Origin of the sequence: Streptomyces sp. Tue6028 (assembly GCF_002300165.1) — a bacterium.
In the GTDB taxonomy this organism is placed as follows: domain Bacteria; phylum Actinomycetota; class Actinomycetes; order Streptomycetales; family Streptomycetaceae; genus Streptomyces; species Streptomyces siamensis.
Window position 1 is genome coordinate 106,314 of sequence record NZ_MLCE01000022.1, and the last position, 25,322, is coordinate 131,635.

The window sequence follows — 25,322 nt, forward strand, 5'->3', positions numbered from 1 at the left end:
CTCTCGGCCGCGCGCCCCGGTCCGGAGGTGCTCCGGACCGGGGCCCGCGTGCGTCACATCGGTGTGCGTGCCGTCGGCCCGCGTCTCGGTGTGCGTGCCGTCGGCCCACGTCACATCGGCGTCGTGACCGTCAACGGCTCGCCGTCGCCCAGGTGCAGCAGGCCCTTGCCCGGGGTCACCGGCCCGCCGACCATGCTCCGGTTCGTGCGGATGCCGATGAGCTCACCCGCCGAGGAGTCCTGCGGGGAGAGCAGGATTCCGCGGCGGCCCTTCTTCATCTCCACCTGCCAGCCGGAGAAGCCGCTGCACACGTCGTCCTCGTCACCGGCGATGACCAGGCCCAGACCACGCTCCGCGCCGCGCTGCACGATCCGCTTGAACACGGTCTCGGCGTCGCAGTCCTCCAGCACCTCGCCGTCGTCGACGAGGACCACGACGGGCTCCTGCGGAGTGGCCGAGTCGATGGCCTCGCGCAGGTCGTCGCTCTCGATGTCGTCCTCGTCGAAGACCTTCAGCACGCCGTCCACGCCGTCGAGTTCACGCAGCGGCGACGGACGCGGCGCGGCGACGACGATGCGGACGCCCTGCGCCAGATACGACTTCGCCATGTTCATCAGGGTCGTACTGCGGCCCGACTTGGCCGGACCGGCGATGACGAACGTCGGCACACCCTGCGCGAGGTCGGGACCGAAGCCCATGATGTCGTCGCCGCCGATGCCGACCAGGCTCCACAGCCTGGAGCGGGAGGCCTCCGGGTCGCGCATCTCCCAGGCGTCCGTGAAGGAGATCCGGGTGGGCAGGACGTCGACGCGGAACGGGCGCCGCGAGCGCGGCAGATCGGCGTCACGGGCCGTCGCGGCCTCGCCGATCGCGGCGATCGCCGCGGCCTGTCCCTGACCCGTGGAGTCCTCGGAGAGCAGCGCGAACTGGGTCTCGGTGCCGTGCTCGTTGCGGTAGCCGCGGCCCGGCGGGATCTCCTCGGGGACCTTGCGGGCGTTGATGCCGAGCAGCGAGAAGTCCGAGCGGTCCGCGAGCCGCAGACCGTACTTGTCCTCGGTGAGCGAGCCGATGCGGGTCGACAGGATCTGGCGGTCGCCCGTCATCACCATGTGCAGGCCGACGCTCGCGCCCTCCCGCATCATCGCGGTCAGCTGGTCGGTCAGGTCACCGTGGTCGTACTCGCCGAGCGTCGGCAGCCAGCCCTCCCAGCGGTCGAGCAGCACCACGATGTGCGGCAGCCGCTCCTCCTCCGGCACCGCGGCCCGCTGCTCGCCGATGTCCGCGAATCCCTTGTCGGCCAACAGGTCCTGGCGGCGGGTGAGTTCACCCTTGAGGCGGGCGATGAGACGGACCACGCGCTCGGTCTGGTTGCGACTGACGACGGCCCCGCAGTGCGGCAGCCGGGTCAGCGCGTTCAGGGCGCCGTTGCCGCAGTCGATGCCGTACAGGTGCACGTCCGCCGCCGAGTGGGTCCGCGCCAGCGAACCCGCGAGGGTCCGCAGGATCTGCGAGCGGCCACTGCGCGGCGCACCGCCGACGAGGAGATGACCGAACGAGGCGAAGTCCACGACGACCGGACGGCGGGCCTGGTCGGCGGGCAGGTCCTCCACACCGTACGGGGCGGGCGGCAGCTTGCCCGGTCCGCCCGAGAAGGCGGGCACCGGGATCTCGTCGAGCAGCAGGGTGTCGGACAGCGCGGGCAGCCACGGGCTGTGCTGGGCGGGGATGCCGAGCACCTGGTTGGCCTCGCGGACCGCGTCCACCAGCACCTTCAGGTCGGTGATCTCCTCCTCCTCGCGCTGCTGCGCCTTCGGCTTCACCAGCGCGGCCCGGCCCAGGTCCTCCCAGCCGAGCGGGCCCGCCCACGGGGCGAGCACCGTCGGATCGGCGGCGCCGGGACGACGGCCACCGACACGGCCCGACTGGAACGGCACCAGCGAGGCGTGCCCGAGGCGGACGTAGGCCCGTCCCGGGGTGCTCTTGGAGATGTGTCCGGCCTCGGGGGAGTCGATGACGTCGCTGGACTCGCCGCCGTCGGTGACACGCAGGGCGATCCGCAGGTTGGTGTTCGCCCGGATCTCGGGGGAGACCACACCGCTCGGCCGCTGCGTGGCGAGCAGCAGGTGGATGCCCAGCGAGCGGCCCCGCTGGGCGATGTTCACCAGGCCCGTCACGAAGTCCGGCAGGTCGCGCACCATGGACGCGAACTCGTCGATGACGATGAGGAGTCGGGGGACCGGCGCCTGCGAAGGGTCGCGGCGCACGAGGTCCTGGTAGTCCTCGATGTCCTTGGCGTCGGCCGCGGCGAGGATGTGCTCGCGCCGCTTCAGCTCGGCGCCCAGCGACTCCAGGGCACGCTCGACGAGATGGGCGTCGAGGTCGGTCACCATGCCGACGGTGTGCGGGAGTTTGACGCAGTCCTTGAACGCCGAGCCGCCCTTGTAGTCGACGAGGACGAACGTCATGTTCTCCGGCGTGTTCGCCACGGCCAGCGACGCCACGATGGTCTGCAGCAGCTCCGACTTGCCGGAACCGGTGGTGCCCGCGATCAGACCGTGCGGACCGTCCCGGCGCATGTCGATGCCGAACGGGCCGTCGTACGACTCGCCGATGACCGCCATCGTCGACTGGCCGCCCATCCGCCAGCGCGCGGTGATCGCGTCACCGGTCGGCGGCTCCAGCTGGAGCACGTCGAGCAGTCGGCTGGCGCCCGGAAGCGCCGAGTCCTCGGTCTCGCCGCTGATGTCGCGCAGCGGGGACAGGGCACGCGACAGCCGAGCGCACCAGGCCGCCGAGACGAAGTCCGGCCGTACGTCGCGGACGCGCGCCACACCCGTCTGCTGGACGCGCAGCCGCAGTTCGAGTGCCTGCTCCGCGCCCGCCGCGGAGTCGTCGGCGTCGGCGGCGTGCCAGGCGTGGAAGGAAGGGAAACCGCCGGGGGCCGCCGGGACACCCGGTGCGACCCGCTGCTGCGGGACGGTGTGCTCCTCGGGCTTCGGCTCCGCGATCACGATGGCCTGGCACTCGCCGGGCAGGAACCGCTCCTCGGCGTCCAGACAGATCGCGTACATCGACATGGCGGGACCCTCGCGCAGCAGCCGCACCACGCCCGGCATGGAACGCAGCCGGCGCGAACCGTCCCACACGACCACGATGTCGGGGTCGTTGAACGACGCCTTGTTGCCGTTCTGCTTCGCCGCCTTCTGCCGGGCGTCGAGCAGCTGCGTCAGCTCGCCGATGCGGGCGCCGACGGTCTCCGCGTCCGTACCGATGAGGACGTTGGCGTCCTGGGCGCCCGAGGGCCGGCTGTGCGGCAGCCACCGCACCCAGTCCCAGCCCTCCCGGCCGCTGTTCTCCGTCAGTACGTAGAACTGCACGTCGAGCGGGCTGTGCAGCACGGCCGTCTGCGCGACGGCCCAACGCCCCAGTGCCTGCGCGGAATCGCCGGGCCCCGCGATGCCGACGACCCCGCGCTCACGCAGCGGGAGCGCGACCGGAGCGTCCTCGATGGTCCAGGTGACCTCACGCTTGTGGTCGTCCTGCTCCGGATCGTCGAGCACGACCTCGGAGGGCAGCCGGCCGGTCCCGACGCGCAGCAGCAGATGGTCCGCGTCGGTGCGCCGGCGCTCCCACAGCCGGGTGCGCGGCCCGGTGCCCAGCGACAGGACGGCCGCCGGGTCGGGCAGGGCCTGCCGCCGGTCGAGCCGTTCGGCGACCAGCGCCTCCTGGGCGTCCTTCTCGATCCGCTCCTTGTGCTCCTTGTACTCCTTGACCTGCTTGGCATGGGACTTGCGCCCCTGCTTCTTGTCCATGAAGAAGTTGCCGAACATGATCAGGGGACTGAGCAGCGCCATGATCAGGTAGTACCAGCGCCCGAAGATCATCACCGAGACGACGGCGCCGACCAGCGGGGTCACGGCCATCAGCCAGGGCAGCGGCCGGGCCTCGTAGTCACGAATGGGGCTGGGCAGCCGGAACTTGGTCTCCCGCTCCGGCGGGTGCAGCCGGGGCGGCCGGTTGTAGTCGAGGCCCGCACCGTCGTCCGACCACTTCAGGGCGGCGTTCGGGGGCGTGTAACGGTCCAGTTCGAAAAGGGTGTTGCCGACGGCGACCTGGCTGCCGAGCGGCCACTCGTCGCTGTCGCGCTCCTCGACGGCCGATCCGTCGAGGGTGACGCTCTCCTTGTCCTTCGCGTCCCCGTGCACGGCGACCTTGCAGGTCCCGTCCGTCGCCACGGACAGCGTCAGGGCCCGCTGCGGGAGCTCCGGGTCGTCGACGCGGATGTAGGAGGCGGGCCCGCTGCCGATGTCGTACCGGCCGATCCCGAGCCGGTGCACCGCGCCGGCCGCCGGACCGCCCGCGACCCTCAGCTCGACGAGCCCGGACGGTTCGCCCGGCAGGCACCCGGCGGGGTCGTGCAGACTGACGACGGCGCCCTCGCGCAGCGGCGAAGTACCTATCGTCGCACCGGGATCGACGGGATACCCGTCGACGTACGCGACGGGCGCCCCGCCGCTCGCGGCCTGGTGCTGCCCGATCGGGATGATCTGCGCGCCACCGCTGTACCCGACGTGCGCCGCCAGCTCCTTGGCGATGTCCCCCACCGAGGACTCGGGATCCGCATCAAGAACCACGTCGGCGGTGGCACCGCCGAGCGGATCGACGACGGTCAGAGTCAGGCGCACTCTCGTCCTCCCCAGCCACCTGAGGCCGCTCCCGGAACGCCGGCCACAGTGCCCACGACGATAGCCGCTCCCGCCTTCCCGCAGGCAACGAGCCGTGTGAGGGCTCCTTGAAGACCCGCCGCCGGTCACATGCCCTGCGGCGCCCGCCCGCACAAGGCCGGAGCGCGCCCGTGACAGAACCGGGGTGTGCTCCTGCAAGCGCCGTAAGTAAGCTGCTTGCTCAATGCGGAAGATCGCATCATCCGCATCAGGAGCCACGGGGGTTGGCCCTGCGGCGAGTTGAAGCATGGAGGACGCCACATGGCCGGCGGCAAAGACGCAGACATCACATACGAGAAGATGCGGCACGCTGCGAAGCGTCTGGGCCACGAGAAGGAGAAGATGGAGGACAAGCTCCACGGGCTCGACAGCTACATCGACGGCCTGGTCGCGGACGGCTACACGACCGCGAAGGGTTCGCAGGCCTTCGACGACTCCTTCAAGGAGTTCACCAAGGGCATGAAGGACACCCTGGAGGGCCTCAAGGGCATGGCCAAGTTCCTCGACGACGCCGCGAAGGCGTACGAGGACCTGGACGACCAGCTGGCCAAGGGCGTGAAGGGGAAGTAGCGCCTCGCGTCCGGTGCGATGCGTGGGCGCGACGGGGTACTTGCGGTGTCCCGGCGCGCCCGTCGTCCCGTCGAAGCCCGGCTCGGTGCGGCGACCGTGGAGGACTCGCTGCCCCGCTCACGCCCCGCACCCCGCGGATCGGCTTCAGCGGTGGCCCCCGACCGGTCCTCATCACCGAGGAGAGAGTCCGGTCGGCGACCGGTCAAGGATGCCTGGACGGCGAGCACCCGCCGAACAGGTGCGCAGGCGTTGATCGGGAGCGTGAGCGACAGGTCACCTGCCGCGTCGGCCGACCGGTCGGCGTCCTTGTCCGCATCTCGCGAAGGGGACGAGCATGACCGCGCACGATGACCCTCCCGTTCTGCTCGAACCGTACGAGTGCAGCGTCGAGTTCCAGCCCGGCTGGATCGACCTGACGCTCCGTGAGGGTACGAAGGCCGAGGCCCGGGCAAGGGCGACGGAGGTCGTGCGTCGGCTCGACCCGCAGGCTCCGGCCATACAGAGTGCCTCGGTCATCGACGACATGGTCGGGCGCGCGGTAGCCCTCGACGCGGACGCCCCCACGCTCGCGGCGGCCTACTACTGCGACACAGGGAGGGCCCTGGCCACCCTCGTGGTCGACGGATACGGAGACGAGGGCGTGCCGCGCCCCGGCGTCGACGAGGTGATTCCGGCGCTGCTGCAGTGGGAGAACGCCGACGTCACGGGCGCCCCCGAGATCACTCGACTCGAACTGCCCGCCGGTCCCGCCGTGCGTGTGCAGTCCGAGCTCAGGGTGAAGCGCATGTTCGGCTTCGGCCGAAAGCTGACCGAGTTCATCAAGTACGCGGTCTTTCCGCCCGCCCTGCAGACCCTCGTCGTCGTCACCGTGGAATGGGAGGAGACCTCCCGCTCCGAGCGGATCGCGGAACTGGCCGACGAGGCGGTACGGGCCCTGCGCATCACACCGCTCGTGGGTGACGGCGGGTCCACGGCCGCCCGGGGGCGCACCGAGTGACCGCGGTCCGGCCTTCCGCGGTGCCGAGGGGCGGAGCGTCGGCCTGCCCACACTTCCGGCATCGGCCGCACGCCGCTCCCGGAGACCCGGCCCACCGGCCGGTCATACCGCCTTGCTCAGGCGGAGGCTTCTGGCGAAGTCGTCGACGGCGTCGAAGGAGGCTTCGAGGAGCGCGGGGTCGTCGTAGTGGCCCTTGAGGACCAGATCGATCCCGTGTTCCGGATCGTTCCACGCGTACGCGACCGAGAGCATCAGAGCGCCGTCGGGTCCCGCCCAACTGCACAGGCTGCGCAGACCCTCGCCGAAGCGAGGAGAGACGAAGGAGACCGTCTCCACGCGACGGCCTGCGGCGGCGGTCGCCGGATCGGGCTCGGCCAGCATGCTCAGGTGCACATCGCTGTGCTCCTCGTCGCAGGCGAACTGCTTGGTGAAGAAGACCAACGGCGCGGCTTGGGGCGGCATGGCGCCGAAGACGAACGCCTGGTCGGCCTGGACTCGGTCGCGCAGCCGGGTGGCCGAGCCCTCCAGGAACTTCCGCGTCCGCCGCTTCTCACGCCAGGTGAGGCTGCGCCGGTGGAGCAGGGCACTGGCATCGAGGTGGAGGTCCAGCCACCGAGCGAATTCGGATCCGCTGCCTCCCAGCGGCATCGGATACCACAGCGCCGGATCGGCGTCGGTCTCGACGATCATCATGCGTAGCTCCAACGGAAAGTCGTCATCACGGCGTCGAAGAGCTCGACCAGGATCTCGGCGAATTCAGCGCCCATATCGGGGGCGATCAGCGTGCTGAAGGAGAAGGTCAGCCACTGAGCGGGGACACTGTGCGGAATCGGCACGGTGTACTGCACCCGCCAGGTCGGAACCTCGACTCCGTTCTCCGGATCGGCGGGAAGCCGCCGCAGGGTCCGTATGGCCGCCGTCCCGTCGACCTCGCGAACGGAGGCGTCCTCGGCGTCACGCGCGAGATCTCTGAGTACGGCTTCGGGTGCCAGCTCGCCTGTCGGTGCCGCCAGCGGCTCCGAGGCGACGAACGAAGCCGGAATGATGATTCCGTGCATGCGCTCGACGGGGAGATACAGCGTCAGTCCGTGCGACTGCCGTGCCTGCCGGACGGTCTGCTTCAACTCCCTGGCCAGCCGCAGACGCGCCGTGGGAATGTCGTCCTTCGGGAATCCGGTGGGGAGTTGGGCCACGGATTTCCCTACGATCCGCTGTATGGCCTCGCTCGTGCCGTTCCGCAGTGGAACGGTGTCCCATCCGGGCGGCGGGACGATGTTGAACCCGCTCGGGGCACAGGTGGATTCCACGGGGGGCTCAGGATGTGACACTGCGGTTCCGAATCTTCTCGGCGATCCAGGTGACGCCGACCAGCACGGTGAACAAAGGGGAGGCGACGATCCCCGGCCAGAAGGAGCTGATCAGGCTGGGAAGCAGTAGGGACCATCCCATGGCGAGATCCCGCGTCAGCAGCGGCGGCCTCTTGCTGGGCGTGGGATTCTTGATCAGGATCCACAGAAGATGGAGCAGGCAGCTCGTCAACAGGGCCCAGTAGACCGGGAACAGGACGTCGCGACCGGCATCGGGGATCAGGAGCGAGACCACGATCAGCGGGGCGATGGAGACCAGCGCGCCGATGATGGTCACCCGTACCCGGAAATTCGGGCCGGTGCCCAACTGCTCGCGGAGGGACTCAGCCATTCCTCCTCCTTTCTCTGTCGCGTCCGGCGTCGTTCCATGTGCGCACGCGAGTGTTCACCAGTGCGTGTCCGCGGCGGGCATCCAGCCGCTCTCCTTCCAGGTGTTGTAGCCGTCGTTGTACGGCTTGTCGCCGGGGAGGAGACCGTGCTCGTCCAGCCAGCCGACGGAGTCGCTCTTGCTCAACGACTTGTCCATGACGTCGACGCCCATGCCCGCGTACGCGGCGCCCATGGACGCCCCGTACCCCAGATGCCCGAGCGCGGAGCCACCGCCCGACACGGAACCGGGGAAGACACCCTTGTTCGCCCGGAACTGTCCGAACAGTCCTGCCGCCTCGTCGTCCCCCAGGTGCAGCCACTTGGAGACCGTGGACACGGGGGTCGGGCCCTTGGCCACCAGCCCTGTGTCCCGGGAGATCTTCTTGAGGGTGAAGGTGCGCAGGTCCGAGAAGAACTTGCGGGAGACGTCGTCCTGCGCGCCGGCCATGGCCCTGCTCAGATCGTTCAGCAGCCCTTTGTGGGACCGCAGTCCGGCTTTGAGCCCGGCGGTCCGGCTGGTCTGGGCGGCGGCGGTGGTCACCTTGTTCGCACCCTTGAGCAGGTTGATGCCGCCACGACCGATGCCCATCAGGAGCAGGCCCCCGACGTCGAAGGCCAGATCGGTCCAGGACGCGTCACCGGAGGCGACCAGCATCGATCTGGCCAGGACGGTCAGCAGGGCGATCCCGAGAACCAGCACGTTCAGGCCGGGAATCCAGATGGCGATGATGCCGGCGATGGTCGCGATCCAGCCGAGAGCGTCGAGGACCGTCTTGATCCAGTCCGCGTTGTCGTGGAACCACCCCTTGATGTTGTCCCACACCGAGTCCTCGATGACGTCATCGATCTCGTCCCTGATCTTGCGCGCGTGGTGGTCGGCACGGGTGTCGCGTTCGCCGGTGATGGTGTCCAGCTGGTTCCGGTACGTCTGAAGGGGGTCTTCGCCGGGTTCACCCGCGGACGGCTTCGGGTCGTCCTTGTCGCCGGAGCCTGAGCCGGAATCCCTGGCCCTGTCCGCCTCGATCTCGTCCTGCTTCTCCTTGGCCCGGCGCAGCACGCGGTCGGCGTCGGACTGGAAGTCCTCCAGCTCGTTCGCCCACGTGGTCAGATGGCCGTGGACACGCTCGTAGCGGCCGGCCACCTCCCGCATGTGTTTCTCCAACGTGGAGGAGTCCTCGCGCAGGCGCTCGACGTACTTTCCCCTGAGCTTGTCCTCCTTGCTGATGGCTTGGAGGTTCTTGGCCTGCTCCCGGAGCTTCTTGGCGACCGACACCATGTGCCGGACCTCGGCACGGATCTCTTCCGGGTCGCCGGGTACCGGGTCCGCGTCACGCAGCGGCTGCCAGTCGGCCGGGCGTCGTGCGGAGGTCGCTGTCGTCACTTCTTCGGCTTCTTCTCGTCGCGCTTGCTCAGTTCGTCGTCGAGATCCTCGAAGGCCTTCTTGGTGCCGGCCACGAGCTTGCCGACCGACTCGATGCTCTCGATGAGCTTGGTGCGGTAGTCGTCCCAGTTGTCGACGAAGTCGACCATGACGTCGGCCACCGCGTCCGAGCCCCAGTGCCCGTGCATGTCGTCACGACGGTTCTCGATGTCCTTGAACATCCTGTGGAGCCGGCCGAGTTTCCGCTCGGACTCCGCGAGGAAGTCGTAGTCGACCGTCAGGTCCGGCTCTGCCACCGAGGCCCCTTCCCTCGCAGGCCGTCGGCTTCGTCGCCGCCCGAAGCGGCCGGCTGTCGGGTCGTGGTCGCAACGAGCGCGGCAGCAACGTGCAAAGGGCGGTGCTCCACGACAGGCCCCTCGGATGACAAAGGAATGGTCAAGAGCCACGACGATATAGGTGTGCCCGATGGTTTCGCCAGGCCGAGCTCTCTCCGAAAAGTCCTTCAGGAGGCGCTGAATGCACGCGAATCAGGCAACCGTCCGGTTCCGATGTGTGTCCGTCGCCGACATGCCGGGCACGGCCGTGCCGCTGACGTCGAGAGCTCGGCAGCGGGACCGACTCTTCGCGGCCGCTATCGATGCGTCCCACGTTCGTCGCGGACCGCCCGCACAGAGGGCCGGCGAAGCGGGCCTTGCGCGCGACAGCAGGCTCCTCAGGGCGACGCGGACTCCTGGGTATCCCCTTCCCCCGCCGCGGACCGACTCCCCGCGTCCGGCCGCTTCTTGTCCGAGTACGGCCGGGGGCGGCGGTGACCGCTGACCGTGCCCCAGACGACGGCGACGAGCGCGGCGACGGTACCGAGGGCCAGGAGCGAGACTTCGTAGGTCGTCCAGTGGGAGTGCGCGAGGTACGGGGGGTGCAGTGAGACGCGGCCGTCGTGCAGGAGGTGGGCACCGGCCTGGGAACCCACGAGGCTCCCGATCATTCCGACGGCCAGGAAACCGTTGCGTGCCCGAAGCCACGCCCCGATCAGACCGCCCACGGCCAGGGCGACCGGCCCGGTGGGGAGCGTCACGGCACGGTCGTCGTACGGGACGAGCAAGGAGCCGAGCCATGCACCGGCGGCCATGGCGACGAGCGTGAACGCGAGGACGGCGACGCCCCGCCAGGTAGTGCCGAGGGGCGTCCGGGGCGGCCAGGCAGCGTGCGGACCGGACCGATCGACGGTGTTCTCGTCCATGGCGGCCTCAGTCCTCCGGCTCGACGAAGGAGACGGTCTGCAGGATCGCCGCGACCATGTCGCAGAACTCGCCCCAGTACTCCGTCGACGCCGTGCAGAGCGTGAAGACCGCCGTGTACGGGCCTGTCGGGAAGGGCACGTGGACCTGGATCTGCCCCGTGAGGAGCTTGGCCTCCTCGCCACTCGCGGTCACCGACGGATCCAGGGTGAGCTCACGCAGGGTGATGCAGGAAACCGCGGGGCCGCAGGGCAGATCGAGCCGACGCGCGTCGTTGAGCGGGTCCTTGGTGAGAACCGCCAGCGTGCCCTGCGCGGCGACCTCCGGGTCCGTCTGGTCGGTCTCCACCGCCGCCACGGTGAAAGCGCACTGGGCGACACCGCCTTCCTCGGTCGAGAAGAGACCCATGGCCGAGTACGAGACACCCTCGCCGGCCATGTACTCGGCGATCGCCGCGTAGTAGGGGGCTGCGGGGGCCCAGATCGACTCGTCGCCCCGCGCATAGAGCTCGCGGACGAACTCGTGTGCGAGAGCGGTGCGTTGCTCGACGGTGAGGGCTATCGGGAGGGTGAAGAGGCCCTCGGGGACGGAGAACCAGACAGGAGGGATGTCGGACCCGTCGGAGGTCAGGGATGGTATGGAGCTGGTCGAGGTGGTCATGCGGGCCGTTCCGGTCAGAGGTCGCCTGGCTTGGACTTCACGGGCTCGCCGTCGGACCCCACGATCTTCAGGTGGGGGTCCGCACCCGTGCTCGGGTCGGGAATCGGCTTCGAGACCGCTTCGATCGTGAGATGGCCGCTGGGGCGCCGTGTCACCACGGTGCGGAGCGCGGCGTGCTCCGCCGCGAAGGCGGTCACGGCCTCCCGCTGGCCGGGCGTCAGCGCCTCGAGCGGGACGACTTCGGACGCGTGGGCGAGATGACGTACGACCTCCCAGTGGCTGTCGGCCTCCGGTGGGGCGAGCCTGCACCAGGACTCGTCGGCGAAGACGATCTGCGCCTCCACCCCCATTCGCGTGAACGTCCTGCGTTCGACCCGCGCGATAGCGTCCCGGTCGGTCTCCCAGAGCACCTCGTCCCGCGCGGTGTCGTCGTCGGGAAAGCCGACAACGAGTACGCGGCGGTCGGTGACGAGGACGTGGGTGCGGTAGTCCTCCGGGCAGCGGCCCGGATCGAGCTGCCAGGGAAGCGTCCGTGCCAGCGTGCCGGGCGCCGCCCACAGGACGGGGAAGTCCTCGACCTCGTTCGCACGGTCCTGCGCGGAACCGGTCCCCCTGGGGCTGCTGCCGACGCTCCCCGCGGAAGCCAGCGCTTCCACCGCACCCATGACCGCCAGAGCGAGGGCACGGCCCGCGAAACCGCCGGCTGCCCGGGTCCGCCGCTCGGTCTTCGACCGGATGGTGAAGTCCGGGCCTTCGGGCCACCCCGTCAGCTCGTGCTGGATGTCGTTGCGCTCCGTGTCCCGGAACCACCGCATACCCGCGACGGCGACGGCCGTGCCGGTGGCGAAGCAGCCGGGGGTACGCGCCAGGAGGGTCTCACCGGGGGCGGGTTGCCAAGTAGCCATCCGAATGGTGCCTTCAGTGTGAGGTGGCTGCGTCGTGGAAGCGGTCGCCGGGATTGACGGCTTCCCCGATGTGCTGCGTGATGGTGGTGATCTTCGGGCCGATCTTGCCCGCGGCGTCGAGGGCGATACCCACGGGGGTCTCCGGGTTCAGGGCCAGCCTGTTGCCGCTGATGAGCTTCAGCCCCTTGGTCCCGATCCACTGGCCCTGGTGGTAGCCCGCTTCGGCGAGCCCCGCCAGACGGTTCATGGTTCCGGAGCCCGAGCTGATGAAACCGATCTCCTTGAACGAGCCGCCCAGCACGATCCGCTTGCCCAGCAGGGGGAGTCCGCCCTCCACCTTCTGCGCCAGTTCTCCGGTGGCGAAGAGGTTGCGGGCGCCGGCCGCCAGTTCCGTGCCCTGCATCCCCTTGCCGAACATCAGGGCCCGCTCCGCCGCAGTCGCCTTGGTGGCCACCTTGACCCCCTTCCCGAACAGGCCGATGCCCGGCAGCAGCCCGAGTGCGTCCGTACCTATCTCCATCCAGCTGACGTCCGCCCCGGCGGCCTTCGCTATGGAGTGGCTCAACAGGGCGAGACCGCTGGTGAGGAGAGCCGCGGCACCGAAGATGGCGCCGAGGGGCTCGAAGGGGATGGTGATGATGGCCAGCAGTCCCAGGATCGCGGTCAGGTCGCTGAGCAGGTCGCCGATGAAGGCGATCAGATCGGCGTGGTCCTTGATCCACTCACCGGTGGCGTCCCACGCGTCCGCGATCCCGTGCCCCAGCTTGTCCCAGAACCCGGGCTCGTCCGGTGCGATGTCGGCGGCCTTGTCGAGGTCCTTGCTGATGAGGGCCGCGGCCTTCTTGTAGCGGTCCTCGAGGTCGTGGACGTCGCTGATGACCTTGTCCACCGCGCCGGACGCCTTGCCGAGCTCGTCGCTGCCCTTGCCCTCGGCCTTCTTCTCGGCCTTGTCCTCGGCGTCGAGCTTCTCGCCGGCGGTCTTCTCCAGCCGGTCGGCCTCGTCCTGGAAGTCGGAGAGCTGCCCGGCCCAGCGGTGCAGGGCGCGCGACGCCTTGTCGAAGGAGTCGTGGCTCTTCTCGATCAGCGGCGTGACGTCTGTGGAGATGTGCTCGCTGAACGCGAGCGCGGTCTTGCCCCTCCAGGCGCCGCACTCGATCTGCTGCAACTCCCGCAGAGCCGTGCCGAGTTCGCCCGCGAGTCCGCCGAGCTTCTTGGCGAGCTCACGCGTCTGCTCGACGTCGCCCGGCGTCGGGTCCCAGCCTATGTGGGGGAAGGGAGGGCGTCCCATGCGTGCCTCAGTGCCCCTTCTTCTTCGGGGACTTGAGCGATTCGGCGAGGTCCAGGTCGAGCTTCTCGAAGGACTCGCCGATCTTGTCGATCATCTTGATGGCGCCCTGGGTGTGCTTGCCGAGTTGCTTGATGCCGTAGCCCCAGTCGTCGGCGAAGTCGTGCACGTCGTCCACGAGACCCGCGTCCCCGACGACCGAACCGTCGGTGCCGCGCAGCGTGCGGCGGGCGGTGTCCATGCGGTCCGTGACGGTGGAGAACGTCTTCCTCAGGTCCTCGAAGATCGTGCCCTCGAGCCGTAGATCACTCACGATGTCCGTCCCCGTTGCCTCTGTGAACAGATCGCCCCGACGGGAGTGCGAGCGGACGCCCCTCCGGTCATGGCGATCGTCCGGCCAATCCTAAGGACGGTTTCGGCCGGCGCGCCCAGGAGGGCGGCTCTCCGGGTGTTGTTTGGGATGCCTATGGGCCTGCGTTTGCCTGGCCTTGGCACGGCCGGGAAGTTTTCGCTCTTGCGTATCGCGAAGGGTGGATCGGGGGGATTGGGGTGGCTGGGAAGGGTTTGCGCGGACGGTCGCGTCCTCGCTGAAAGGGCATCGCCTCGCACGCATTCCGACGGCGCCACGCGACGGGCATCCACCCGTACGGACCGTCTGGAAGTGATGGAGTGGTCGGAGGGCTCTCACGAAGGCGGCCGGACGACGGGCACCTGCGCCCAGGGCTCGTGGCGGAGTGGAAGCCGGATGCCGGTGCGCCCAAGGAGATCCCGCTCGATGAGCTGCTCTCTTTCGCGGAACGGTCCTTGTCCGTCTGAGCGGAGTGCCGGGCTGCTGATTCCGTGACGGGGTCGAGGTGCCCGAATGACGCCGCGCGTCACCTCGTAGGCTGACCCGGCCGAACTGAAGGACGAGCAACGGGGGACGCGCCATGGCCCGCTACATGGAGACGCTCACCATCGAGCGCGGTGGCTTTCGCATCAAGGTGCCCGAGTCGTGGTGGGAGTTCGACGTGCGGCCCGAGTCCCGCGACGACTCCATACGGCGCATGGTCGGCGAACGGATCGAGCAGCACCCGGAGCTGGCCGCGTACCGCGACACGTACACCGCCTTCCTGCGGAAGTCCGCGGCCGACGCGTGGAAGTCGGGCGCGCTGTACTGCGGCTGCATGGCGGAGAGCTTCGGCGGCGACACTCCGATCACCGCGTCCGTGACGGTCTCGATCGTCGGCGGCCGGACCCAGTCCGGTGACCCCCTCTCGACGGACCCCGCGACGATCGCGGGCCAGCTCGCCGTGCGCGAGGCGAAGAAGGAGGGCGACGCCTGGCGGAAGGTGACCACCGTCGACATCCCCGGCGTGGGACCGGCGGCCCGCACCTACGGCATCGAGGACATCCCCGTACCGGACGACGCCCTCAACCGCACCGTCCGCGCCGTGCTCATGCAAACGTTCATCCCCGTGCCGGGCCAGGAGGGCAAGGTCGCCCTCGTCGCCGGGAGCAGTCAGGTACTCGACCTCGCGGACTCCTTCTTCGACATCTTCGACGCCGTCACCTCGACATTCCGCTTCGCGAACTAGACCGGGCGAACGCCCTTCCCGCCATCCGCGCATCCCTAGTAACTTCGATCGTTCGTACGGTTGTTGTGGTGTGGGCGTGACGGGGGTTGCGGTATGGCGGGGAATCGGCCGGGGGACTGGCATGTCCTGGATCTGGACAAGGACCCCACTCCCGGTGATCCGGACCGTGTGCGTCACCTGGCGAAGAGTTTGCTGGACTTCGCGGACGATGTCTCGGAGGCGTTGCGGTCGGTCAAGGGGATGGCGGACGAGGACGCTGTTCTGAAGTGGGCGGGGAAGTCGGCGAAGGCGTTCGGGGACGAGTTCTCGGGTGTGCCGAAGCAGCTGAAGAAGCTGAAGAAGTCCTACGAGATGGCCGGGGATGCGCTGGCGGCGTACTGGCCGGAGCTGGAGCGCGCGCAGGCGCTGGCGGACAAGGCGTTGGCGAAGGGCCGTGAGGCGCAGTCCGACCTGTCCTCGGCCAAGTCCCGGCTCTCCTCCGCCGATTCGTGGGTGTCGCGGGCGAACAAGGAAGCGGACAAGTACAAGGACGATCCGACGGGGAGTAAGGACAAGGAGAAGCCGGACGAGGCGAAGGTGCGTGCGGCGACGCGGGATGCGCAGCATGCGAAGTCGGCGCGGACGTCGGCGCAGTCGGATGTGACGAGTGCGAACGGTGCGTTGGACGCGGCGAAGAAGATGGCCGAGGACGCGCGGAAGATGCGCGAGGAGGCGGCCCGTACGGCGAAGACGAAGATCGGTGAGGCGTCGGACGCGGGGATCCACAACCGTAAGTGGTGGGAGGAGGTCGGGGACTGGTTCTCCGACAACTGGGACACCATCGTCGCGGTGTGCAAGGTGGTCGTGGCGGTGGTGGGGATCATCGCGATGATCATCGGTGGGCCGATCCTCGGCGCGATCGTGCTGATCGCCGCTCTCGTCGTCCTCGCCGACACCCTCAACAAATATCGCAAGGGCCAAGCGTCCTTGTGGGACGTGGCGTTCGCGGCGCTGGACTGCATACCCGGCGGCAAGGGGATCACCAGCCTGGGCAAGCTCGCCAAGGGTATGAAGGGCCTCGGCAAGATGGGCCTCAAGGGCATGGCCATGGGCGTCAAGGGGATGGGCAAGAACGCGCGGCTCATGGGCCGGCAGATGAAGAAGCTCTTCACCTGCGGTGACCCCATCGACATGGCCACCGGCCAGATGGTCACCTCGGCAACAGACGTCCAACTCGACGGCGTCCTCCCCCTTCTCATCGAGCGCCACCACCGCACCGGCACCCGCAGCGGCCGTCTCTTCGGCCGGAGCTGGACCTCCACACTCGATCAGCGGCTGCTGCTCGACGCCACCGGGGTGAGGTTCGCCACCGCCGACGGCATGATCCTCCACTATCCCGTCCCAGAGCCGGGCCTCGAACTGCTGCCCGTAGAGGGCCCGCACTGGCCCCTGAGCTGGGACGGCGCCACGGGAGGCGAGCTCACGGTGCACCAGCCCCACGCCGGTGTGACCCTTCGGTTCCGGCCGCTCCCCGGCAGGCCCGCGGGCGAACTTCCGCTGGTTGCCGTCAGCGACCGCAACGACAACACGATGACGATCGCCTACGACGCGACCGGCCTGCCCACCGAAGTCGCCCATCACGGCGGCTACCGCATAGGTGTGACCACGGAGAACCGTCAGGTTACGGCGCTGACCCTGCTCAGCGCTCCCGACCGGCCCACCCTCCTGCGCTACGGCTACGACCAGGACGGCAACCTCTCCGAGATCCACGACTCCTCCGGACGACCGCAGCGGCTCTTCTACGACGACAGGCGGCGCGTCACCGGCTGGGAGGACCGTACGGGCGCCTGGTACCGCTACACGTACGACGGTGAAGACCGTTGTGTCGCGGCCCACGGCATCGACGGCGTCCTCGACTACACCTTCGCGTACGACGACGAGGCGCACGTGACGACCGCCGTCAACTCGCTGGGGCACGCCACCACATACGGGTTCAACGACTTCTACCAATTGGTCGCCGAGACCGACCCGCTGGGGCACACCGTCCTGCAGGAATGGGACCGGCGAGACCAACTGCTGTCACGCACCGATGAGCTGGGCCGCACGATCCGCCTCGACTGGGGACCGACGGGTCACCTCGTCGGCGTGCGCCTGCCCGACGGCTCGACCTCGACCGTTCGTCACGACGACCTCGGCCGGCCGGTCGAGATGGTGACGTACGACGGAGCCGTCACACGTCAGGAATGGGACGATCGCGGAAACTGCTCCGCTCTGACGTCGGCGGACGGGGCCACCACACGGTTCACCCGCGATCGAACCGGTGCCGTGGCCTCGGTGACGGACGCGGTGGGCGCGGTGACGCGGTTCGTCAACAACGCCGCCGGCCAGCCGACGTCCGTGACGAACCCGCTCGGCGCCGTGACCCACGCGGCCTACGACGCCTTCGGGCGACGCAGCAGCGTCACGGACTCGCTGGGCGCCACGACGCGCTTCGTCTGGACCGTGGAGGGCCGTCCGGCGGACCGGACCGGACCGGACGGCGCGACCGAGTCCTGGACCTACGACGGCGAGGGCAACCTGCTCACCCACACGGATCCCATGGGACGGGTCACCCGGAACACCTACGGTCCGCTCGGGGTCCTCGCCTCACGCACCACGCCCGACGGAGCCCGCCACACGTTCACGCACGACACGGAACTCCGGCTCCTTCAGGTCACAGGACCGCGCGGACTCACCTGGGACTACACGAGCGACGCCGCCGGCCGCCTCGTCACCGAGTCCGACTTCGACGGCCGCACGGTCTCCTACGTCTACGACGCCGCAGGGCAACTCCTCAGCCGGACAAACCCGCTGGGCCAGTCGACGGCGTTCGCCTACGACGAGGTGGGCAACCAGTGCGAGAAGACCGTGGACGGCCGGTCGACGGTCTACACGCACGACTCCGCCGGCCGCGTCCTGAGCGCCGAGGGCCCCGACGTGACCCTGACGTACGCGTACGACACGGCGGGCCGGGTGATCGGTGAGGCCACCGACGGCCTGGCCCTCACGACGGAGTACGACGTCCTGGGCAGGCCCACGCGAAGGACCACACCGACCGGCGCCACCACCACGTACACCTACGACGCCGCCGGCAATCGCACCGCCCTCGTGGCCTCCGGGCATGCCCTCCGCTCCGCGTACGACGAGCTCGGCCGCGAGACCGCCCGGGGGCTGGGCGGTGGCGAGGTCGTCCTGACGCGCGGCTGGGACGCGTACCACCGCCCCACGTCCATGAGGGTGACGGCGTCCGGCAGCGCACGACCCCTGGCCGACCGCACGTACACCTACCAGGCCGACGGCACTCCGAGCTCCCTGTTCGACCAGGCCACCGGTCTCCGTGCGTTCGAGCAGGACGCGGCGGCCCGCGTCACGGCGATACGTGCCGCCGACTGGTCCGAGACGTACGCCTACGACGCCGCGGGCAACCAGACGCGGGCGGACTGGCCGGACGGCCGGCCCGCCCCCGAGGCCCGCGGCGTGCGCGAACATGCGGGCAACCGCGTCACCCGGGCCGGCTCCGTCCACTACGAGTACGACGCCGCCGGACGGGTGGTCCTGCGCCGCAGGACGCGCCTGTCCCGCAAGCCGGACATCTGGCGCTACACGTGGAACGGCGAGGACCGGCTCACGAGCGTCACCACCCCGGACGGAACGGTATGGCGCTACGTGTACGACTCCCTGGGACGGCGGGTCGCCAAACAGCGACTCGCACCCGGCGCCGACACACACCCGCAGGCCCCGGTCGTCGAGGAGATCCGCTTCACCTGGGACGGGCCGCACCTCGTGGAGCAGACGGCGCCCGTGCCGGGACGCCTGGAGGAAGTGGTCCTCACCTGGGACCGCGAGGGCTTGACCCCCGTCGCCCAGACAGAGCGCACGCTCCTGGCCGATGCCTCGCAGGAGGTCGTCGACGAGCGCTTCTACGCCATCGTGACCGACCTGGTGGGCACCCCGACCGAACTGGTCGACGAGACGGGCGGTGTCGGCTGGCGCTCCAGTGCCACGCTCTGGGGGCTGACCACAGGGGAGCCGGACGCCGCCACCAGCACGCCCCTGCGCTTCCCGGGGCAGTACTTCGACCCGGAATCAGGGCTCCACTACAACAACCTGCGACATTACGACCCGACCACCGCCGCCTACATCAGTCCGGATCCGCTCGGCCTGGACGCCGGGCCCAACCCGCGGGCGTATGTGCCGAACCCGCTCCGGTGGATCGACTACCTGGGACTGATCTGCCACTCCCGCGTCCTCGGCAAGAACCTGGCCGCGGACGGGCGCCCGGTCCTGGCCGGTCAGGCGGCGGCACACATCGTCCCCTCCACCCTGAACCGGGTGGTCGGCCGCACCGCGGACAGCCGCGCCATTCTGGCCCGGTACGGCGTGGACATCGACGAGGCGGCCAACGGCATACCCTTGGGGCACCCGCGGCCCCACAACTTCACCCACCGCAATCCGTTCCTGCTGAGGCTCAATGAGCACCTGAGGGACACGGAAGCAGCAGGACTGGCCGCGGGCCTCAGCAATGCCCAGATCGGTAACTCGATACGCGCGGAACTGCGCACCATCGGGCGTGAGGTCGAACACGAGCTGTCGCCCGGCCAGATGGTGAACAACCTGCCGGCACCGACAGCGCGTTGGACAAGGCTCACATTCTGATGGAAGGCGCCATGACGACCGAAGACCGCCGAACTCCTCTGTCCCTGTATCGCCTGTTGCCGAGCATGCGAGAGTTCCAGATGCTCCAGTTCGATGACGTCCGGGTGGAGCTGATGCGCTGGCAGTTGGGCGGTTCGACCGGGATGTATCCCACGGAGCTCACTGCGGAGTGGGTAGGCGACCCGCGCTGGAAGAAGAACGAGTTTCCGACCGGAACTCCCGGTTCCCCCGTCCTGAGCCGCCGTATCGCGGATCTGCTGCGGGACGACCTGGAGAAGGCGGGCCGGCTGTTGCCGGTGCGGATCGAGAAGGCGGCGGACGAGTACCTGCTGTACCTGGTGGAGCGGGTGGCGGACTGCCTGGACATGGAGAGGTCGTCGCCGCCGGATCAGCTGGGCCGGGTGCAGCGGTCGGTGTTCCGGCCGGAGGCGGTGCCGGTGGACGTGCCGGCGTTCCGCACGACGGGGTTTCCGACGGCTGTCTGCTGGAACGGCTGGGCGGTCGAGCGTCTGACCGCGCTGCTGGGTGACCAGTTGGAGGTGCGGCTGGTGTGGTCGGAGGATCCGGGGCTGGTTCCGCATCACAACCCGTGGGGGTTCTGACATGAGCGACGAAGCCGGGGCGGCGGCCCTCCGACAGCATGTCCTGAAGGAGGCCGTGCGCATCGTGGACGGCTTCCCCGAGGCGCTCAAGCCCGAGATCTACGTCGTCTCGTTCCGCATCTGGCGCGTGGGCCAGGACCCCCGCTGTCCGTATGTGGCCATCGGCTACAACACCGAGAGCGAGGTCCGCCGGGTCCTGGAGCAGGAGTGCTCGTACGAGGGGACGGCCCGGTGGGAGTACGCGTACTGGCTCCTGGAGGGTTTCGAGACGGTCGGCCACGTGCCCGAGGACCCGGTCGGCAGCGCCCTGCACCTGGCAGAAGCCAAGGCGGAGGGGCTCTGGTACGAGGACGACGGCACACTCTCCGAGGACGAGCGGGACGCCCGTGACGACGAACTCGTCGCGCACTTCGACGCAGTCTGCATCGACACGGCGCGACGCCTGCGGGCCGACGGGCACCTCGAACGGGCCCTCGGACGGCCGGTGCCGGTCGTGCTGTTCGACATGGACCGGCCCGGCTGGGAGACGGAAGCCACCGAGGCGGCCAATCCTCCTGAGGTGATCGCCGAGTTCGCGGAGCATCACGCGGCGCTGTGACGGCGCGGCGGGACGCAGAAAAGCCGAGCATCGGAGCGACGGCGCACCCGGCACCCCAGAAGGATGGACGGCCGTGATGGTCGGCGTGCGCCGCGGTATCGACAGGATATCGGACCGAATTATTCCTCACGGGTGCGTAAGAGGAGGGCTGTATGGATCCGGCCGTTGTCGTGTCGAGTTTTCCGGGTGTTGAGGAGTTTTCGGGAATCTCGGACGCCTGGCACTGGTCGCCCATTCCCGGGCTCGACTTCGCTGCGGTGCTCAGCGGGGATCGTCGGCATCTCTTCCAGGTGAACGCCCGTGACTCCTACGACGAGGGGCTGGTCCGCGCGCTCCTCGTGACGGCACGCGAGAACAGCTCCCGGCTCCAGTCCGGCGACACACTGTTGACCACGATTCCCGGCTTCCGGTATCCGGGGCGCGATTTTGACGTCCTCGCCGCTGCGCGTCCGGGGGTGCACCGTTATCACGAAGTGCAGCAACCGGAACTGCAGAAGGTAACCTGGGCAGTATTCCCCGGATACGCGTGTGAATTCGCTCGGCCCGACCGTTATTCGGTGGAGGATGCCCGGGAGAGATTCATCAGGTTCCTCACTCCGGCCGACCTCGATCGGACACCGGTTCCCTTCCTCAGGGTGCGGTACGACAACACGGTGACCAAGGGAAGGGCGGGCGGTCCGGACGGCGTTCTGGTCAAGCCGGAGACTTTGTACCGTGAACTCGAACTGCTCGACGCCGCCCCGGGAAGCTTTGTCGAGTTCGAGAATTTCCGCGGACAGGTATTCCGGGTGGATTGGGACGTGGACTGGATTCTCTCCGGAGGAGCAGAAGGAGACGGGGCGCGCCGCCTGTGTCTCGATGACCTGTTGGCGTTCGCGGCGAAGTCCCTGCATGTCTGAGGCGTGGCTGCGGGTCACGGATGAAGTCGGTGGGAGCCTCAGGGCGACGGCGAGGCCCCCCGCGACGCCCCGGAAGGTGGGGCTCAGAGCGACAGTTGCGCCCTACCCCGACGGCACCCCGGAGGTGGGACGAGCGCACCCCACCCCCCCCACCCCGTCCCCCATGCGACTGAAAGATCACTGCCACGCGACCCGGCCGTGAGCACCTCGTGCAGGCCTCGTGCGCAGTCCGTGACGAATCGTCGGCGCCGGGGCCTTCGTCGATTCGCGCCCGCACACCGGAGCACCAGGTCCGATTCCCTTCCCCAACAGGGAACCAGACGCCCTCCGTTGCGCGTGAACAACGACGAGTCCGCCGATGTCAGCGGTCCCTGACGCGCCTTGAGGGGCTTATGTGCGGCTGATACGGTGCCATGGCTTGACACTCGCTCCAGCGCTGGCTATCCGGCCAGGTCGGGCGGTACGTCCACCTCGGGCGGACCGGGGGCGAAGTGTCCCAATTGGCATGTGAATTGGCAGAAATCTTCTTGGGTGTACGGGGAGCGGTTGCGTGAAGATCCAAGAGCGTACGGGGGCGGGAAACAACCGTTCCGCCACGTCGGCGCAGCCGGCGATGGGTGAGCGTCTGCCCTCGGCGCCTCGCGAGCGCAAACCCGCGCTCGCCGCTCTCGCGGTCCTCCTCATCCTCGTCGGCGCCCTCGGCGCCACCATGCTGGTGCTGCGGGCCGGCGACCGTGTCGAGGTCGTCCGGGTGACGGCCGACATCCAGGCCGGCGAGTCCGTGGGCGACCACATCACCTCGGTGATGGTCGCGGACGACCCCTCCATCAACTACGTCCGCTGGAACCAGCGGACCGGCCTCAAGGCGCTCAAGGCGAAGTCCACCATCTACAACGGGACCGTCGTCATCGGCGACATGTTCGCGAGCAAGAGCAGCCTCCCCGCCGGCAAGGCCGTCGTCGGTCTCTCCCTCAAGGAGGGCCAGTACCCGGCCGACCTGAAGTCCGGCGACATCGTCGCCGCCTACTTCGTCGGTGACAGCTCCTCTTCCTCCTCGTCGTCCTCCTCCTCCTCGGAGAGGTCCGGCTCGTCGTCGAGCGGCGGAAGCAGCACGCCGATCGTCTCCGCGGCCCGCGTCACCAGCGTGCCGGACGACAGCGACAGCACCATCAGCAGCACCAACAAGCAGGTCACGGTGACCGTCGACGAGAGTGACGCGGCGGCACTGACCCGCGCCGCCGCCGCCAACGCGGTCTCCCTCGTCCTGGTCTCCGGCAACTGAGGGCGAGTGGAGTAGAAGCCATGGCGCTCATCGCCCTCGCCGCCGACAAGGGATCCCCCGGCGTCACGACCGCCGCCGTCGCCCTCGCCGCGGTCTGGCCCCGCCGGGTCCTGCTCGCCGAGACGGACCCCGCAGGCGGCGACCTCGTCTACCGCAGCGCGGCGGCCCACGGCGGTCCGCTGAACCCCAACACCGGCATGCTGTCCATCGCGGCGACCGCACGGCGCGGTCTCGTGCCCGACCAACTCTGGGACCACGTCCAGCCGTTGAGTGGCGGCCTGGAGGTACTGGTCGGGCTCGGCATCGCCGAACAGGCCGCCGGTCTCGCCGGACTGTGGCCCACCCTCGGCCGGGCGTTCGCGCAGCTCGCCGATTCCCCGCACGCGCCCGCCGACGTCATCGCCGACTGCGGCCGGATCAGCGGCGAGACCCCCGTCGTCGAGATGTTCTCGCAGGCCGCCCTGGTCCTGCTGGTCTCCCGTACGGAGCCGGAGTCCATCGCCCGCGTACGCGACCGGGCCGCCGCCCTCGCCGCCAAGCTGCACGGCGGCCCCCGCGGCGCCGCGACCCTCGCCACGCCGCTCATCGGCGTCGTCCTCGTCACCGACCCCGGCGACTCCGCGAAGCTCGTCCACCAGGTCAACGACATGCTGGTGGCGGCGCAGACCGGTGCGCGCGTCGTGGGCACCCTCGCCGACGACCCCGCGGGCGCCGACCAGTTGGCGGGACGCAAGCGCGGACGGCTCGACAAGTCGCTGCTCATCCGCTCGGCCCGCAAGGTCACCGCGGACCTGTACCAGCAGTACGGCGCCGCCTGGTCCGTACCGGCCACCGGGGCGCAGGGGCCGCACGGGCAGCCCGCCGCCGGAGCAGGGCGATGACCGCCGTCGACCACCAGCTGGTCAAGCGGTTCCGGCAGGACGCCGGTGACCGCATCGCCGAACAGCGCCGCGAGGACCAGGTCCGCGGCGTCACGCCGATGTCCAGCGAGGACGAACGGCACTACGCGCGGGCGGTCATAGCCCAGATACTCGAGGACTACGCCCGTACCGAGATCAACCTCGGACGCACCCCCCTCGACGCCGAGACCGAGGAGCAGTACGCGGCCGCCGTGCACGCCGCGCTGTTCGGCGTGGGCCGCCTCCAGCCGCTCCTCGACAACCCGGAAGTCGAGAACATCGACATCAACGGGTACGACCAGGTCTTCATCGGCTACGCGGACGGCCGCGAGGTCAAGGGCGATCCCGTCGCCGAGAACGACGAGGAACTGATCGAGCTCATCCAGGTGCTGGGCGCCTACTCCGGTCTCTCCTCCCGGCCCTTCGACTCCGCCAACCCGCAGCTCGACCTGCGGCTGCCGGACGGGTCGCGGCTCTCCGCCGTCATGGACGTGACGCGCCGGCCCGCACTGTCCATCCGCCGTGCGCGGATGGGCAAGGTCTTCGTCTCCGACCTGGTCGGGAACGGCACCATCACGCCCGAGGTCGCCCACTTCCTCGCCTGCGCCGTTCGCGCCCGCAAGAACATCATGATCGCCGGCGCCACCAACGCAGGAAAGACCACCCTGCTGCGCGCCCTCGCCAACGAGATCCCGCCGCACGAGCGCCTCATCACCGTCGAACGGGCCCTGGAACTCGGCCTCGACACCTTCACCGACCTGCACCCGAACGTGGTGGCCTTCGAGGAACGGCTGCCCAACTCCGAGGGGCAGGGGTCGATCACCATGGCCGAGCTGGTGCGCCGATCGCTCCGTATGAACCCCTCCCGGGTCATCGTCGGCGAGGTCCTCGGCGACGAGATCGTGACCATGCTGAACGCCATGTCGCAGGGCAACGACGGCTCGCTGTCCACGATCCACGCGAACAGCTCCAGCGAGGTCTTCAACCGCATCTCCACCTACGCGCTCCAGGCGACCGAGCGGCTGCCCATCGAGGCCAGCCAGATGCTCGTCGCGGGCGCGGTGAACTTCGTCGTCTTCATCCAGCGGCGCAACAACTACCAGACGGGCGGCCGGCTCCAGCGCATGGTCACCTCCGTGCGCGAGGTCAACGGCGTCGACGGCCGGGTGCTGTCGAGCGAGGTGTTCGCCGAGGCCCCCGACGGACGGGTCGTGCCGCACGCGCCCATCGCCTGCCTCGACGACCTGGTCCAGCACGGCTACCGGCTGCCCGGCGGCGGGAATTGGGGCTGATCA

The 25,322-nt window shown here is 69.4% G+C and carries 21 protein-coding genes; 10 read left to right on the forward strand and 11 right to left on the reverse strand.

Features of this window, described 5'->3' with window-relative positions:
* Nucleotides 1-110: 110 nt before the first annotated feature.
* Complete coding sequence (locus BKI49_RS21360; RefSeq protein WP_095935891.1) at nt 111-4,685, reverse strand: FtsK/SpoIIIE domain-containing protein; 4,575 nt, start codon at nt 4,683-4,685, stop codon at nt 111-113.
* A gap of 300 nt (nt 4,686-4,985) precedes the next feature.
* On the opposite strand from BKI49_RS21360, the gene BKI49_RS21365 reads away from it, so the two are divergent.
* The gene (locus BKI49_RS21365; protein ID WP_078629450.1) at nt 4,986-5,294 is read left to right on the forward strand and encodes a WXG100 family type VII secretion target; all 309 of its coding nucleotides are present in this window, start codon (nt 4,986-4,988) and stop codon (nt 5,292-5,294) included.
* A gap of 334 nt (nt 5,295-5,628) precedes the next feature.
* Complete coding sequence (locus BKI49_RS21370; RefSeq protein ID WP_095935892.1) at nt 5,629-6,291, forward strand: hypothetical protein; 663 nt, start codon at nt 5,629-5,631, stop codon at nt 6,289-6,291.
* 102 nt (nt 6,292-6,393) lie between these two features.
* Here the strand turns inward: BKI49_RS21370 and BKI49_RS21375 are convergent, their stop codons facing one another.
* From BKI49_RS21375 to BKI49_RS21420, 10 genes are all read right to left on the reverse strand, one after another.
* Nucleotides 6,394-6,984 (reverse strand): hypothetical protein, encoded by a 591-nt coding sequence (locus BKI49_RS21375; protein WP_095935893.1) that lies wholly within the window; start codon nt 6,982-6,984, stop codon nt 6,394-6,396.
* Nucleotides 6,981-7,484: a hypothetical protein gene (locus BKI49_RS21380; protein WP_257004897.1), complete on the reverse strand. Its 504-nt coding sequence runs from the start codon at nt 7,482-7,484 to the stop codon at nt 6,981-6,983. Before BKI49_RS21380 ends, BKI49_RS21375 begins: the two co-directional genes overlap by 4 nt.
* A gap of 121 nt (nt 7,485-7,605) precedes the next feature.
* Nucleotides 7,606-7,989, reverse strand: a complete 384-nt coding sequence (locus BKI49_RS21385; RefSeq protein WP_095935895.1) for a hypothetical protein — start codon at nt 7,987-7,989, stop codon at nt 7,606-7,608.
* A 54-nt stretch (nt 7,990-8,043) separates the two neighbouring features.
* Nucleotides 8,044-9,408: a hypothetical protein gene (locus BKI49_RS21390; protein WP_257004898.1), complete on the reverse strand. Its 1,365-nt coding sequence runs from the start codon at nt 9,406-9,408 to the stop codon at nt 8,044-8,046.
* Nucleotides 9,405-9,704 (reverse strand): hypothetical protein, encoded by a 300-nt coding sequence (locus tag BKI49_RS21395; protein ID WP_095935896.1) that lies wholly within the window; start codon nt 9,702-9,704, stop codon nt 9,405-9,407. Before BKI49_RS21395 ends, BKI49_RS21390 begins: the two co-directional genes overlap by 4 nt.
* 416 nt (nt 9,705-10,120) lie before the next feature.
* Entirely contained in the window at nt 10,121-10,648 is a 528-nt protein-coding gene (locus BKI49_RS21400) for a hypothetical protein (RefSeq protein ID WP_095935897.1), read from the reverse strand.
* Between the two features lie 7 nt (nt 10,649-10,655).
* A complete protein-coding gene (locus tag BKI49_RS21405; protein WP_095935898.1) occupies nt 10,656-11,306 on the reverse strand; it encodes a hypothetical protein in 651 nt (216 codons plus the stop codon).
* 14 nt (nt 11,307-11,320) lie between these two features.
* On the reverse strand, nt 11,321-12,211 hold the full coding sequence (locus BKI49_RS21410; RefSeq protein ID WP_095935899.1) for a hypothetical protein: 891 nt from the start codon (nt 12,209-12,211) through the stop codon (nt 11,321-11,323).
* A 13-nt stretch (nt 12,212-12,224) separates the two neighbouring features.
* Entirely contained in the window at nt 12,225-13,499 is a 1,275-nt protein-coding gene (locus BKI49_RS21415; protein ID WP_095935900.1) for a hypothetical protein, read from the reverse strand.
* Nucleotides 13,500-13,506: 7 nt separating this feature from the next.
* Nucleotides 13,507-13,809 carry a hypothetical protein gene (locus tag BKI49_RS21420; protein ID WP_095935901.1) on the reverse strand — a complete coding sequence of 101 codons (303 nt, stop codon included), beginning with the start codon at nt 13,807-13,809 and terminating at the stop codon, nt 13,507-13,509.
* A 616-nt stretch (nt 13,810-14,425) separates the two neighbouring features.
* Between BKI49_RS21420 and BKI49_RS21425 the strand changes: the two genes are divergently transcribed.
* The 8 genes from BKI49_RS21425 (at nt 14,426) to BKI49_RS21460 (ending at nt 25,319) form a co-directional block, all read left to right on the forward strand.
* Complete coding sequence (locus BKI49_RS21425; RefSeq protein WP_095935902.1) at nt 14,426-15,073, forward strand: hypothetical protein; 648 nt, start codon at nt 14,426-14,428, stop codon at nt 15,071-15,073.
* 93 nt (nt 15,074-15,166) lie between these two features.
* Nucleotides 15,167-19,747 carry an RHS repeat-associated core domain-containing protein gene (locus BKI49_RS21430; protein ID WP_095935903.1) on the forward strand — a complete coding sequence of 1,527 codons (4,581 nt, stop codon included), beginning with the start codon at nt 15,167-15,169 and terminating at the stop codon, nt 19,745-19,747.
* A gap of 11 nt (nt 19,748-19,758) precedes the next feature.
* A complete protein-coding gene (locus BKI49_RS21435) occupies nt 19,759-20,349 on the forward strand; it encodes a hypothetical protein (RefSeq protein WP_095935904.1) in 591 nt (196 codons plus the stop codon).
* A 1-nt stretch (nt 20,350) separates the two neighbouring features.
* Nucleotides 20,351-20,947 carry a hypothetical protein gene (locus BKI49_RS21440; RefSeq protein WP_095935905.1) on the forward strand — a complete coding sequence of 199 codons (597 nt, stop codon included), beginning with the start codon at nt 20,351-20,353 and terminating at the stop codon, nt 20,945-20,947.
* A 152-nt stretch (nt 20,948-21,099) separates the two neighbouring features.
* Nucleotides 21,100-21,846, forward strand: coding sequence for a hypothetical protein (locus BKI49_RS21445; RefSeq protein ID WP_095935906.1), 747 nt, complete (start codon nt 21,100-21,102; stop codon nt 21,844-21,846).
* 550 nt (nt 21,847-22,396) lie between these two features.
* Nucleotides 22,397-23,128, forward strand: coding sequence for a hypothetical protein (locus BKI49_RS21450; protein WP_095935907.1), 732 nt, complete (start codon nt 22,397-22,399; stop codon nt 23,126-23,128).
* A 20-nt stretch (nt 23,129-23,148) separates the two neighbouring features.
* A complete protein-coding gene (locus BKI49_RS21455) occupies nt 23,149-24,009 on the forward strand; it encodes a hypothetical protein (RefSeq protein ID WP_095935908.1) in 861 nt (286 codons plus the stop codon).
* Nucleotides 24,006-25,319 carry a TadA family conjugal transfer-associated ATPase gene (locus tag BKI49_RS21460; protein WP_095935909.1) on the forward strand — a complete coding sequence of 438 codons (1,314 nt, stop codon included), beginning with the start codon at nt 24,006-24,008 and terminating at the stop codon, nt 25,317-25,319. Before BKI49_RS21455 ends, BKI49_RS21460 begins: the two co-directional genes overlap by 4 nt.
* The last annotated feature ends 3 nt before the right edge of the window (nt 25,320-25,322 follow it).